Here is a 12,649-nt window from a genome sequence, read left to right on the forward strand (position 1 = left end):
CACACGCGGCACGATGAACGACGTACGGCCGTGCGGGTGCCGTTGACCGGGCCGGAGCGCACCATGTCGCTCCGGCCCGGTCGTCATTCAGGCCAGGCCAAGCGACCGCTTCAGGAAGTCGACCTGGAGCAGCAGCAGATTCTCCGCGACCTGCTCCTGCGGCGTCATGTGGGTCACCCCGGACAGCGGCAGCACCTCGTGGGGGCGCCCGTCCGCCAGCAGCGCCGAACTCAGCCGCAGGGCATGGGCGACGACCACGTTGTCGTCGGCGAGCCCGTGCACGATGAGCAGCGGCCGGTGCTGCCCGGCCGCGTTCGACAGCCCGTCGTCCGTCACCAGCGAGTTCGCCGCGTACGTGTCCGGGGCCGCGCCGGGATCGCCCAGGTACCGCTCCGTGTAGTGCGTGTCGTACAGCCGCCAGTCGGTCACCGGAGCCCCCGCGACACCCGCGTGGAAGACGTCGGGCCGCTTCAGCACGGCCAGCGCGGAGAGGTAGCCGCCGTAACTCCAGCCGCGCATCGCCACCTTGGACAGGTCGAGGGGGAAGCGGCCGGCCAGCGCGTGCAGGGCGGTCACCTGGTCGTCGAGCGTCAGCGTGAAGTCACCGCGGATCGACTTCTCACGGCCGGGCGAGACGCCGGGCGCGCCCCGGCCGTCCGCGACGATCACCGCGAAGCCCTGGTCGGCGAACCACTGCGAGGTCAGATGCGCGTTGTGCGCCGCCACGACGCGCTGCCCGTGCGGGCCGCCGTACGGGTCGAGCAGGACCGGCAGCGGGCCGTCCCCTTCCGCGTACGACGACGGGAGCAGGACGGCGCACGGGATGGAGTCCGCCTCCGTCAGCGTCACGCGCGGGGAGAGCAGGGGGCGCTCCGCGTGCGAGGCGATCTCGGCGATCCGCTTGCCGTCGCGCTCCACGCGCACCCGCGCGCCGGGGGAGCCGAGGGTCGCCGAGACCAGCACGGTGACGCCGCCGGAGCGGACGGCCGTGTGCACACCGGGCTCGGTCGAGACGCGCTCCACGCCCAGCTCGTTGACGCGGTAGACGTGGATCTCGCCGGTCTCCGGGGCCGCCGCGGTGGCGCCCGCCGACGCCGAGACCAGCACATCGCCGTCGCCGACGTCGAGCACGGCCCGCACATGCAACTGCGCCCCCGTCAGCAGGCGTTCGCCGACCGCGAGGACCCGCGCGCCGCCCTCGTCGGCGATCCGCACCAGCTGCCCGCTCGGCGACCAGCACGGCGCGCCGGGGAACAGCTCCAGCCACTGGTCGTCCTCGTCGGCGTGCACCATCCGCGTCGAACCGTCGTTCGGGTTCACCGCCAGGTACAACGCGCTGAGCTGGTCACGCGCCTGTACGAGGATCAGCGGGGCGCCGCCCGCCGACCAGTGGACGCGGGCCAGGTACGGGTAGGCCGACCGGTTCCAGTTGATCTCCGTGCGGCTGCCGTCGAGGCCGTACGCGAACAGCCGCACCTCCGCGTTGGGCGTACCGGCCGCCGGGTAGGCGTTGCGGGTCGGCTCGCGGTCCGGGTGCGCCGGATCGGCGATCCACCAGCGCCGCACGTCCGCGTCGTCGGCGCGGGCCACGAGCAGCCGGTCCGATTCGGGCGACCACCAGTAACCGCGGTACCTGGACATCTCCTCGGCCGCGATGAACTCCGCGAGCCCGTACGTCACCGTCTCCGACTCGGGCGTGGCCAGCGTCCGGTCGTCCTCGCCCTCCGCGCCGACGACCCGCAGCGCGCCCCGCGCCACGTACGCGATGTGCCGGCCGTCGGGGGCCGGGCGCGGGTCGAGGACCGGCCCGCGCACCGGGAGTTCACGGGCCGTGCCCGCCCGCAGCTCCGCCGTGAAGAGCCGCCCCGACAGGGCGAACGCCGCCAGCTCGGCCGCGCCGTCCGTCGCGTACGACACGATGCCGGCGCCGCCCTCGCGGCTGCGCTCACGCCGGGCCCGCTCCTCGGCCGAGAGCCGCTCCGAGGCGCCGCCGAGCAGCACCGACGGCTCGGCGGCCGGCCGTTCCTGACCGCTCGTCACATCCAGGACCCACAGTGCGTTCGCCCGGTCGACGCCGGAGGAGGAACGGAGGAAGACGACCCGCTCACCGTCCGGCGCCACCGTGAAGGCACGCGGCGATCCGGCCGTGAAGCGCTGGGTACGCGCGTGCTGACGAGGAAAGGAGTACGTCTCGTTCCCGCTGCCGGGTCCGGCGCCGGCGCCGCTCTCTGTGGTCATCCCCGAAGCCTAGGACCTGTCTTCACCTTCCCGCCTGCCCCGCCCTCCGGGCGACGGCGGGAAAGTGAAGACAGGTCCTCGGCCGCGAGTGGACCATGCGCCCCCACGCGCTCCCGCCCGCCCCCGGTGCCCCCTCACCGCGACTCATGCGGAGCGACGGATAGTTATGATCAGTAGCGCTGTGTGGGTATCCAACAGGGGGTATCCGTCAGCGTTCCGATCACTTTGGAGGAGGGACCGCTGTGGCACTCTCGATCTCGGCCGTGGTGCTGTTCGCGATCATCGTCTTCATCCTGGTCAAGAAGTCGGGGCTGAAGGCCGGACACGCGGTGGTCTGCGTGCTCCTCGGCTTCTATCTGGCGAGCTCCTCCGTCGCCCCCACGATCCAGGAACTGACGACGAACGTGGCGGGCATGATCGGCGGCATCAAGTTCTGACGGCATCAAGTTCTGACGCCATCACGTTCCAGCACGTTCCAGTGGCATCGAGTTCTGGCGGAAGGAGTGCGGGTCCTAGGCTGGGGGCATGACGGAACTGCCCGGTCGGCGTCTGCTCCTCGTGCACGCGCACCCCGACGACGAGTCGATCAACAACGGCGCCACGATGGCCAGGTACGCCGCCGACGGCGCCCACGTCACGCTCGTGACCTGCACCCTCGGCGAAGAGGGAGAGGTCATTCCGGACGAACTGGCCCATCTCGCACCGGATCGGGAGAATATTCTCGGCCCGCACCGCATCGGTGAACTGGCCGCCGCCATGAAGGAGCTGGGCGTCACCGACCACCGCTTCCTCGGCGGCCCCGGGCGCTACCGCGACTCCGGGATGATGGGCGCCGAGCAGAACGAGCGCCCGGGCGCCTTCTGGTCGGCCGACCTCGACGAGGCGGCGGCGCACCTGGTCGCCGTGGTCCGCGAGGTCCGGCCGCAGGTCCTCGTCACCTATGACCCGGACGGCGGCTACGGCCACCCCGACCACATCCAGGCGCACCGCGTGGCCATGCGCGCCGCCGATCTCGCCGCCGAGCCGGCGTTCCGCCGCGACCTCGGAGATCCGCACACGGTCTCCAAGATCTACTGGAACCGTGCGCCCCGCACGATCGTCGAGGAACGGTTCCGCAGGCTCGCGGCCGAACTGGACCGCATGCCCTTCACCGTCACCGCCGCCGTCTCCGACGTCCCGGGCGTCGTCGACGACGCCCGGGTCACCGCCGAGATCGACGGACGCCCCCACGCCGGGCGGAAGTCGGCCGCGATGGCCGCGCACGCGACGCAGGTCGCCGTCGCCGAGGCGGCCGGTGATTTCGGGGTGTTCGCCCTTTCGAACGGGCTCGCGCAGCCCCTCTTCGACACCGAGTACTACGAGTTGGTGCGGGGCGAGCCCGGATCGGCGTACGAGAAAGACCTGTTCGAGGGCATCGAGAGCATCGAAGGTGCCGACGGTATCGAGGGAGAGCGCGCGTGACGAGCAGTGGCAAGACCCGCGGAACCGGGAGCAGCAAGGCCGCGGCGCCCCAGGTGGACCTCCCCTTCAGCATGGCGCTCACACCCGGCCGGGCCGCGGTCCTCCTCGTCCTGTTCGTGCTCGGCGCCCTCGTCGGCGCCGCGGGCGCGCTGCTCCAAGGCGGCTGGTTCCCGGCCGGATTGCTGCTCGCCCTGCTCGGCGCGGCCGGTCTCTTCCACGGCGGGGTGCGGCTGACCGGGGGCAGGTCCGGGGCCGTGGCGCCCGCGGCGGGCTGGATCGTCGCGGTCATCCTGCTCACGGCGAGCCGCCCCGAGGGCGACTTCCTGTTCGGCGCGGGACTCGGCTCCTACCTCTTCCTTCTCGGCGGCATGGTCGTGGCTGTGATGTGCGCCACCCTTGGACTTTCGCGGCAACCACCCGCGTCCGCCGCCCGACTTGGGAAGTGACGTCGCACTTGCGGCCACCATGCGCCGTGCCCCGTAGGGGATTCACTGTCCGTCACTCGGTGACGTGCGGCCGCGGCCAGTATGGTGGTGCGCGCCGCCGAGCAGCCCGCGTGAGGTCGAGACGGGCGGCGGAGCCAACCGGGAGAACCTGCTTTGAGTCGTGAAACTGACAGTTCGTCCTCCGGGCCCCAGGGGCGCGGCGCTGCCGCCTACCCGTCGGGGACGCCTCCGTACGGTACGTCCGCGCAGGGCGCGGCGTCCGGCGACGCCGACCCGCTGGGCCAGGTGCCCCCGCGTGACCAGGGCACCCCGGACAGTCCCAGGACCGAGACCACGCTGACGACGCGGATCCGGATCAACATCCCCGGCTCGCGTCCGATCCCGCCGGTCGTGATGCGTACGCCGATGAGCGATGTCGACGGCGGGCCGCAGGCCGGTGCCGAGCCGCCGGCCGGCGCCCCCGAGCCGGGCCCCGCCACGGGCCACCCGTCCGCCCTCGCCGGGTACGCCGGTGGCGCGGACGGCGGCAACGGCGCCGGTCCCGCCGCCGAACAGGGCCCCGGCAGCGGCGACGCCGCCGAGGCCAAGGCGGCCCGCGAGGAGAAGACCAGCGACTGGTTCGCGCCGCGCAAGGGCGCGGCCGGCCGGGGCGCCGCGGCGAACGGTGCCGGTGCGGCGGCGTCGGGCCCGGCCGCGGACGGCACCCCGGGCGCCCCCGGCACCGGGGCTCCCTCCGGTACGTCCGGTACGTCCGGCGGCTTCGACGTGACCGGCGTCCTGGCGGCGGGGCCGCTCGGCGACGGCTCGGCGCCCCCCGCCCGCAACCGCGACGACCGGGGCGATCTGCCCTACTTCGCCGGGAACGGCGGGAACAGCGGGAACACCGGTCACCCCGGGAACACAGGCAACGCCGGCAACCTCGGCAGCCCGGGGACTCCGGGCCCCGGCGCTCCCCGCGCCGGCGGTCCCTCCGGGCCGACGACGGGGCCCGTCACCGGCGACGGCCCGATGGTGCCGCCGCTCGCGGCCGACCCGCAGGTCCGCCCCGCCCCGGGCGCTCCGAACCCGCCGCGGATGAGCGACGACACCGCGATCCTCACGCCCCAGAAGCCGGCGCCCGAGTCGCCCGGCCATGTCTCGGGCGACACGCTCACCAGCGGCATGCCGGTCGTCCCGCAGAGCGGCAAGGGCCCCGGCTCACCGTTCGCGCCCGGCGCCCCGGCCCCGACGCCGCACACCCCGCCCAAGCTGCCCGACCCGGTGCAGAGCGCCCCGGCGGCCTCCGCCAAGAAGAAGAAGGGCCGCAGCAAGCTGGTCCTGCTCGGCGCGGGCGTCATCGGCGTGGCCGGAGTCGCCTACGGTGCGGGCCTGTTGATGAACCACTCCGACGTGCCCAAGGGCACCACCGTCCTCGGCGTCGACATCGGCGGCGGGACCCGCGACGAGGCCACCGCCAAACTCGACGAGGCCCTCGGCAAGCGCACGGGCCAGGACCTGAAGCTCCAGGTCGACGGCAGGACGGTCGCCCTCAAGCCGGACCAGGCGGGCCTCTCCCTGGACAGCGCGGCCACCGTCTCCGCCGCGGCGGGCAGCGACTACAACCCGGTCTCCGTCATCGGCTCGCTCTTCGGCAACCACCGCGTCGTCGACCCGGTGATGCCGGTCGACGAGGAGAAGCTGCACGCGGCCCTTGAGCAGGCCGCGGGCGGTGCCGCCGCGTCCGGCGACGGCACGATCAAGTTCGTGCCGGGCAAGGCCGTCGCCGTCTACGGCAAGACGGGCAAGGGCATCGACGTCGACAAGTCGACCACCGCCGTCGAGCAGGCGTACCAGGCGCAGGTCGAGACGGGCGCGTCCGCGCCGGTCCAGGTGCCGACGGTGACCCGGCAGCCGACGGTCCCGGACGCCGAGGTCGACCGGAAGATGCGCCAGTTCGCCGAGCCCGCGATGTCCGGTCTCGTCACGATCAAGGCGGGCAGCGCCTCCATCCCGTTCGGCCCGGACAAGTCGCTGCCGAAGATCCTCGGGATGAAGGCGGTCGACGGCAAGCTCGTCGAGACGTACGACCTGCCGGCCCTCAAGGCGCTCTACGGCAACGTCTTCGACGGCGTCCTCATCACCCGGGGCAACGGCAAGAAGACGCCGGTCCAGCCCACCGACGTCGCCGCGGCGATGGGCAAGGCCCTGCTGGGCAAGACACCTGCCGAGCGCACCGCGACGATCGAGACGGACCCCAGCTAGGGTCCGGCACGCACGTTCCGAGTCCCGCACGGCAGCTGTCGTGCGGGACTCGGCCGTCTCAGTTCAACATCGCGCGAGCCGCCCTGGCCTGCCCGAGGACCTGTTCCGCGGCGGCGCTGTCCACCGCGCCGACGACCTCCGCGTACGCCTCCAGCTCCACGGCCCCGGTGACGTAGTCGCCCCGGCCCACCAGCAACTGCGCCCGCTCGTACCGCAGCCGCGCCGGATGCGAGGGCAGCAGCAGCGACAGCTCGATCGCCCACAGCGCCACCTCCGAACGCTCGGGCCTGGTCGCCGCCCACGCGCGGATGTTGTTCAGGATCCGCAGCACGAGCGTCAGCGGATCGACGGGCCGCAGCATCGACGGCTCCATCGGCGCGCCCGTCGCCCCGGCCACCAGGAGCTCGGCGTCCGGCCCCGTCAGCACCCGCCCCGCGCCGAACGGATCGGCGAGGACCTGCTCCCCGGGGTCGCCGAAGCCGACGACGAAGTGCCCCGGCAACGCCACCCCGTACACCGGGGCCCCGGCCCGCCGCGCCACCTCCATCCACACCACCGACAACAGGATCGGCAGCCCGCGCCTGCGCCGCAGGACCTCGTGGAGCAGCGACGACTCCAGACGCTGGTAGTCGGCCGCCACCCCGTGGAACCCGAGCCGCGAACCGAGCAGTTCGGCGAGCGCGGTGGCCCAGGAGCGCGGCCCGCCAGGCCGGAACGGCAACTGTCCGGCCAGGTCGTCCAGTTCGATCTGGGCGGCGTCCATACCGGCCTCGTCGAGCGCGCTGTCGGCCTGCGCCGCCAGCAGCAGACAGAGCTGTGCGAGATCGGGCCGCTCGGACCGCGCCTCCTCGGCGAACCGGCGCCTGAGCTCCGCGGAACGGGGGGACAAGTGGGGGGACATACGAGCCTCGTGCCCTCTCAGACCGATCGATAGCGCGATCGAGAGCGGGTCACCGGGCGCCCCGCTCCGGAGCACGGTAGTGGTGATACGCGTGGTGCGTGGCGAAACCCAGCCGGTCGTACAGCGCACACGCCCCGGCGTTGTCGGCCTCGACCTGGAGCCAGGCCGCCGAGGCGCCCTCGTCCAGCGCGCGGCGCGCGAGCGCCGTCATCACCGCCGACGCCAGCCCCTGGCGCCGGTACGCGGGATCGACCTCGACGGCGGCGAACCCGGCCCACCGCCCGTCCACCACGCACCGCCCGATCGCCGCGGGCACGTCACCCTCGCCGGGCACCGTCGCGAACCACACGGACGGACCGGCGCACAGCACCCGCAACGCGACCTCGCTCGCCCCCTTGCGCTGGTACCGCCCCAGCCACGCCGCCCCCGGCTCGCGGCTCAGCAGCACCGGCCGTCCGTCGGGAGCGTCCCCGAGGGGCGCGAGCGGCGCGATCCGCAGCTCGGCGCTGACCTCGCGCGCCCAGCCGCGCGCCTCCAGCTCGGCGCAGAGCAACTCCTGCGTCCCCGCGGCCCCGGTCGCGGTCTGCGCGTAGGCGGGCAGCCCACGATCCGCGTACCAGTCCCGCACACGCTCCAGCGCGTCGTCCAGCGGCACGCCCGGATCTCCCACCGGCAGCACGGAGTTGGCCCGCCGGGTGAATCCCTGAGCCGCTCTGAGCTCCCAGTCGCCGAGCCGTTCGCTCTCGACCGGCTGCCACCCGCGCGAGGCGACGCGCGCCAGCTCCGGGTACGTGGCGGAGGGCCCCCGGCGCCTCGCCGGTTCGGCGGGCACGACCTTCCCCGCGACCAGCGTGGACGCGTCGACGGCCACCCGCTCCCCGGTCCGCCGTGTGATGAGCAGCACACCGTCGTTCCACGATGTGAGAACTCCGACCGTATCGGTGAACTTCCGACCCGCGGGCCCGTCTTCACCCACCCGCCGCACCGATACGCGTTTGCCCACGTCAGCGGGGGTCAAGCGAAGCTCGAGCCGTCCGCTCGCAGTGAATTCCACAGCTCGGTCCACCCCTCCTGTTCGGATCATGCCCCGGAACGGAGATACTAGAGGCGGGCATCGACGACGCCGCGCTCCCGCGCGCCAGGCGGCGGAGCCTGCGGAGGCCCGCCAGCGCCCTATCGAGGAGGAACGACAGCGTGACCTACGTCATCGCGCAGCCTTGTGTCGACGTCAAGGACAAGGCGTGCATCGAGGAGTGCCCGGTCGACTGCATCTACGAGGGCTCCCGGTCCTTGTACATCCACCCGGACGAATGCGTCGACTGTGGTGCCTGTGAGCCGGTCTGCCCGGTCGAGGCGATCTTCTACGAGGACGACACTCCGGAGGAGTGGAAGGACTACTACAAGGCGAATGTCGAGTTCTTCGACGAGCTCGGTTCGCCCGGTGGTGCCTCGAAGATGGGCCTCATCGAGAAGGACCACCCGTTCATCGCCGCGCTGCCGCCGCAGAACCAGTAACTGCGCACAGCGGTACGCACAGGCGCTGCCCCGGTCCCGTACGGCTTTCGACTGCCGTACGGGACCGAGGTGTTTCCCCCCTCACGAGGGCCCTACGCAAGAGAAGTGAGCTGACCAGGTGTCCGCAGTCCCCGCCCCTGTCGACCGCCTCCCCGCCTTCCCGTGGGACAAGCTGGAGCCGTACAAGAAGACGGCCGCGGCGCACCCGGACGGCCTCGTCGACCTCTCCGTGGGGACGCCCGTCGACCCGGTGCCCGAGCTGATCCAGAAGGCGCTCACCGACGCCGCCGACTCGCCCGGCTACCCGACGGTGTGGGGCACCCCGGAGCTGCGCGACGCGCTCGTGGCCTGGTGCGGAAGCCGCCTCGGCGCCCGCGGCCTCGGCCACCCCAACGTGCTGCCCGTGGTCGGCTCCAAGGAGCTCGTGGCCTGGCTGCCGACCCAACTGGGCCTCGGCCCGGGCGACAAGGTGGCCTACCCGCGTCTCGCGTACCCCACGTACGAGGTGGGCGCCCGTCTGGCCCGCGCGGACCACGTGGCCTACGACGACCCGACCGAGCTCGACCCGGCGGGCATCAAGCTGCTCTGGCTCAACTCCCCGTCGAACCCGACCGGCCGGGTGCTGTCCAAGGACGAGCTGACCCGCATCGTGGCCTGGGCCCGCGAGCACGGCATCCTGATCTTCTCGGACGAGTGCTACATCGAGCTGGGCTGGGAGGCCGACCCGGTCTCGGTCCTGCACCCGGACGTCAACGGCGGCTCGGTCGAGGGCCTGGTCTCGGTGCACTCGCTCTCCAAGCGCTCGAACCTGGCGGGCTACCGGGCGGCGTTCCTCGCCGGTGACGCCTCGGTCCTCGGCGATCTGCTCCAGATCCGCAAGCACGGCGGCATGATGACGTCGGCGCCGACGCAGGCGGCGGTCGTCGCGGCGCTCGGCGACGAGAGCCACGTCCGCGAGCAGCGCGCCCGTTACGCGGCCCGCCGTGAGCTGCTGCGCGAGGCGCTCCTCGCGCACGGCTTCCGCATCGAGCACAGCGAGGCGAGCCTCTACCTGTGGGCGACCCGCGGCGAGTCCTGCTGGGACACGGTGGCCCACCTCGCGGAGCTCGGCATCCTGGTCGCGCCCGGCGACTTCTACGGTGCGGCGGGCCGGGAGTTCGTCCGTGTCGCGCTGACCGCCACGGACGAGCGGATCAAGGCGGCGGCGACCCGCCTCTCCTGACGGCCGGCGTGTCCTGACGGCCGCCATGTCCTGACGGCCGACTGGACGGGCGGCAGCGGGGGGGGGGGGGGGGGGGGGGGGGGGGGGGGGGGAACCCCCCCCCCCCCCCCCCACCCCCGTTCGCATCACCGGGTGATCAGCCGAGCGGCAGCTGCTTGACCGGCAGGGAGTCGGTGGAGAGACCGCCGGTGACCGGGAGGCCGCTCTTGGTCAGTGAGTCGGCGGGCAGCTTGTCGGCGGCCGGGAGGCCACCCTCCGTCGCCGTACCGGCCGTCTTGCCGACCACGTCACCGGCGCTGCCGGCCAGGTCGCCAGCGGCCTTCTGCGCCGCCGGGGTGGCGGTCTTGGCGGCCTTGCCCACCGTCTTGCCGGCGGCCGGGACGGCCTTCTTCACGGCCTTGCTGCCGGTCTCGCCCGCGAGGCCGCTGACGTTCCGGGACGTGCCGTCGACGGTGTTGCCCAGGTTCGCGCCGTCCAGCGCGGTCACACCGCCGAGGTCGGGCGTGGCCGGGAGTTCGGCAGCGCTCACGGAGCCGGCCGCACCGACCACGGGCGCCGCTCCCGCCGCTACGAGCAGCGCGACGCGGGCGATCCGGCGGGTCAGGGGGAGGGACATGGTGCTCCTTCAGACGGGAGAGAACTTTTGTCGTCCGGCTGCCGTTCGGCGAGCGGACGTCGTGACAACAGCCCCAGGGCCCATGAAGGTTGCGGGTCGGAAACGCAAAGGGTTGGCAATGCGTCGCATAATCGGTTCTGGATAAAAACGGGCAAACCCCTTGGATCCCGCGCCGCTGAAGAACCCTTACACCCCGCTGCTTCCAAGGGAAACCCGGATCGGCCCGCGCTCCACCCGAAGAGCCCCGCCCACCGTCCCCCGGGCATGATCGGCGTGCCCCTATCGAGTGATCGCCCGCACTACTGACCGGTGACGGTTCGGACCTCGTCGACGGGCGACGCCGCCGTCGGAGCGGCCCCCGCGCTGCCGCGGACCGACGCCTCGTGCCATCGTGCCCCGCGTCCCCGGCGATCCACTCGTGGCCCGCATAGGACACCCGATCGATGCGCAACACGGACGAGTTGGCCGCCGCCCACTGCGCCGGCTCCCAGCCGCGCTGCCGCCCACCGCCCCGCGCCGACGCGACCGTCGCGGCCACGGGCACCCGTACGGAGCGCGCGTCACGCCCCGCGGCGGGCGCCACGTCCCGCCCGAAGTCCCGTACGAGCGCGGCCTCCACCCGGGTCGCATCGCCCGGCCGCGCGCCGGCGACCGGCCGCCCCTCGCAGGTCAGCGAGGCCGCGGCGCGTCCGGTCGGCGAGGCGGAGAGCAGCACGGCGTCCGGCTCGTGCTTCGCGTACGCCTGCGGATAGCCGCTGCGCTGCACCCGCTGCGCGGCCACGGTCAGCGGCAGCCGCGAACAGCCCGGCACGCGTCCAAGGCAGTGGACGGCCCGAGGCACCACGGGCCCGTCGAGGCCCGGGCGATAGGCTCGACGGCATGGACCGCACCTCTCTCGACCTCACGCAGGACGCCGCCCTTCTCACCGCCCAGCTGGTCGACTTCCCCTCGCCCAGCGGCAGCGAGAAGGAGCTCGCCGACGCCGTCGAGGCGGCCCTGCGCCCCCTGCCGCACCTCACGGTGGACCGCTACGGCAACAACGTGGTGGCACGCACCGATCTGGGCCGCGCCGAGCGCGTCATCCTCGCCGGGCACATCGACACGGTCCCGATCGCGGACAACGTGCCCTCGCGCCTGGACGCGGACGGCACCCTCTGGGGCTGCGGGACGAGCGACATGAAGTCGGGCGTCGCGGTCCAGCTGCGGATCGCGCAGACGGTCACGGAGCCCAACCGCGACCTCACCTTCGTCTTCTACGACAACGAAGAGGTCGCCGCGCACCTCAACGGTCTCGGGCACGTGGCCGACGCCCACCCCGAGTGGCTGGCCGGCGACTTCGCGATCCTCCTGGAGGGGACCGAGGGACTGGTCGAGGGCGGCTGCCAGGGCACGCTCCGCGTCATCCTGAAGGTGAAGGGCGAAAGGGCCCACTCCGCGCGCGCGTGGATGGGAAAGAACGCCATTCACGCGGCCTCCCCGATCCTGGAGAAGCTGGCCGCCTACGAGCCGCGCAAGCCGGTCGTCGACGGCCTGGAGTTCCACGAGGGCCTCAACGCCGTCCGCGTCGAGGGCTTCGTCGCCACGAACGTCATCCCCGACACCTGCGCCGTCACGGTCAACTTCCGTTACGCGCCGGACCGGTCGATGGCCGACGCCGAACAGTTCGTCCGCGACTTCTTCGCCGGCTGCCCGATCGAGGAGTTCGTCGTGGACGACCACACGGGCGGCGCCCGGCCCGGCCTCGACCACCCCGCTGCCGCCGCCTTCCTGGCCGCCGTGGGCGGCGAGGCGCGCCCCAAGTTCGGCTGGACGGACGTCTCCCGCTTCAGCGCGCTCGGCGTCCCCGCGGTGAACTACGGGCCCGGCAACTCGATCTTCGCCCACAAGATCGACGAGCGGGTCGACACGGCGCTCATCCTGGAGGCGGAGAAGCGCCTGGCCGCATGGCTCACCGCCTGACACTCCGAGGTCCCTCGCATGTAACCCGCGTAGACCTACCCTTGCTCTAC

12 protein-coding genes are annotated in these 12,649 nt (G+C 73.1%); 8 read left to right on the plus strand and 4 right to left on the minus strand.

Annotated features, from left to right (window positions below; genetic code table 11):
- Window positions 1-87: 87 nt before the first annotated feature.
- Entirely contained in the window at window positions 88-2,238 is a 2,151-nt protein-coding gene (locus ACZ45E_RS14125; RefSeq protein ID WP_468220440.1) for a S9 family peptidase, read from the minus strand.
- A 242-nt stretch (window positions 2,239-2,480) separates the two neighbouring features.
- Here ACZ45E_RS14125 and ACZ45E_RS14130 point away from each other — a divergent pair, with 242 nt between their 5' ends.
- The 4 genes from ACZ45E_RS14130 (at window position 2,481) to ACZ45E_RS14145 (ending at window position 6,386) form a co-directional block, all read left to right on the plus strand.
- Window positions 2,481-2,675, plus strand: a complete 195-nt coding sequence (locus ACZ45E_RS14130; protein ID WP_468220442.1) for a hypothetical protein — start codon at window positions 2,481-2,483, stop codon at window positions 2,673-2,675.
- A gap of 88 nt (window positions 2,676-2,763) precedes the next feature.
- Window positions 2,764-3,699, plus strand: a complete 936-nt coding sequence (mshB, locus tag ACZ45E_RS14135; protein ID WP_468220444.1) for an N-acetyl-1-D-myo-inositol-2-amino-2-deoxy-alpha-D-glucopyranoside deacetylase — start codon at window positions 2,764-2,766, stop codon at window positions 3,697-3,699.
- Window positions 3,700-3,770: 71 nt separating this feature from the next.
- Window positions 3,771-4,145 carry a DUF6113 family protein gene (locus ACZ45E_RS14140; protein WP_468220773.1) on the plus strand — a complete coding sequence of 125 codons (375 nt, stop codon included), beginning with the start codon at window positions 3,771-3,773 and terminating at the stop codon, window positions 4,143-4,145.
- Between the two features lie 153 nt (window positions 4,146-4,298).
- Window positions 4,299-6,386 carry a hypothetical protein gene (locus tag ACZ45E_RS14145; protein ID WP_468220445.1) on the plus strand — a complete coding sequence of 696 codons (2,088 nt, stop codon included), beginning with the start codon at window positions 4,299-4,301 and terminating at the stop codon, window positions 6,384-6,386.
- A 58-nt stretch (window positions 6,387-6,444) separates the two neighbouring features.
- Here ACZ45E_RS14145 and ACZ45E_RS14150 read toward each other — a convergent pair whose 3' ends face one another.
- The gene (locus tag ACZ45E_RS14150; RefSeq protein WP_468220447.1) at window positions 6,445-7,287 is read right to left on the minus strand and encodes a transglutaminase-like and tetratricopeptide repeat-containing protein; all 843 of its coding nucleotides are present in this window, start codon (window positions 7,285-7,287) and stop codon (window positions 6,445-6,447) included.
- A 49-nt stretch (window positions 7,288-7,336) separates the two neighbouring features.
- A complete protein-coding gene (locus ACZ45E_RS14155; protein WP_468220449.1) occupies window positions 7,337-8,341 on the minus strand; it encodes a GNAT family N-acetyltransferase in 1,005 nt (334 codons plus the stop codon).
- Window positions 8,342-8,481: 140 nt separating this feature from the next.
- On the opposite strand from ACZ45E_RS14155, the gene fdxA reads away from it, so the two are divergent.
- The gene (gene fdxA / locus ACZ45E_RS14160) at window positions 8,482-8,802 is read left to right on the plus strand and encodes a ferredoxin (protein ID WP_111666449.1); all 321 of its coding nucleotides are present in this window, start codon (window positions 8,482-8,484) and stop codon (window positions 8,800-8,802) included.
- 118 nt (window positions 8,803-8,920) lie between these two features.
- Window positions 8,921-10,024 (plus strand): bifunctional succinyldiaminopimelate transaminase/glutamate-prephenate aminotransferase, encoded by a 1,104-nt coding sequence (locus ACZ45E_RS14165; protein ID WP_468220451.1) that lies wholly within the window; start codon window positions 8,921-8,923, stop codon window positions 10,022-10,024.
- Window positions 10,025-10,160: 136 nt separating this feature from the next.
- On the opposite strand, the gene ACZ45E_RS14170 is transcribed toward ACZ45E_RS14165, so the two are convergent.
- The gene (locus ACZ45E_RS14170) at window positions 10,161-10,640 is read right to left on the minus strand and encodes an ATP-binding protein (RefSeq protein WP_468220452.1); all 480 of its coding nucleotides are present in this window, start codon (window positions 10,638-10,640) and stop codon (window positions 10,161-10,163) included.
- A 443-nt stretch (window positions 10,641-11,083) separates the two neighbouring features.
- Here ACZ45E_RS14170 and ACZ45E_RS14175 point away from each other — a divergent pair, with 443 nt between their 5' ends.
- Entirely contained in the window at window positions 11,084-11,392 is a 309-nt protein-coding gene (locus tag ACZ45E_RS14175) for a hypothetical protein (RefSeq protein WP_468220453.1), read from the plus strand.
- A gap of 127 nt (window positions 11,393-11,519) precedes the next feature.
- Window positions 11,520-12,599 (plus strand): succinyl-diaminopimelate desuccinylase, encoded by a 1,080-nt coding sequence (gene dapE, locus ACZ45E_RS14180; RefSeq protein ID WP_468220455.1) that lies wholly within the window; start codon window positions 11,520-11,522, stop codon window positions 12,597-12,599.
- The last annotated feature ends 50 nt before the right edge of the window (window positions 12,600-12,649 follow it).

It is taken from the genome of Streptomyces sp. NPDC030991, from assembly GCF_055571235.1.

Bases quoted from the DNA above. Each gene is read 5' to 3' on its own strand.
- ACZ45E_RS14125 (WP_468220440.1), bottom strand. From the start codon at position 2,238: ATGACCACAGAGAGCGGCGCCGGCGCCGGACCCGGCAGCGGGAACGAG.
- mshB (WP_468220444.1), top strand. From the start codon at position 2,764: ATGACGGAACTGCCCGGTCGGCGTCTGCTCCTCGTGCACGCGCACCCC.
- ACZ45E_RS14140 (WP_468220773.1), top strand. From the start codon at position 3,771: ATGGCGCTCACACCCGGCCGGGCCGCGGTCCTCCTCGTCCTGTTCGTG.
- ACZ45E_RS14150 (WP_468220447.1), bottom strand. From the start codon at position 7,287: ATGTCCCCCCACTTGTCCCCCCGTTCCGCGGAGCTCAGGCGCCGGTTC.
- ACZ45E_RS14170 (WP_468220452.1), bottom strand. From the start codon at position 10,640: ATGTCCCTCCCCCTGACCCGCCGGATCGCCCGCGTCGCGCTGCTCGTA.
- ACZ45E_RS14175 (WP_468220453.1), top strand. From the start codon at position 11,084: ATGCGCAACACGGACGAGTTGGCCGCCGCCCACTGCGCCGGCTCCCAG.
- dapE (WP_468220455.1), top strand. From the start codon at position 11,520: ATGGACCGCACCTCTCTCGACCTCACGCAGGACGCCGCCCTTCTCACC.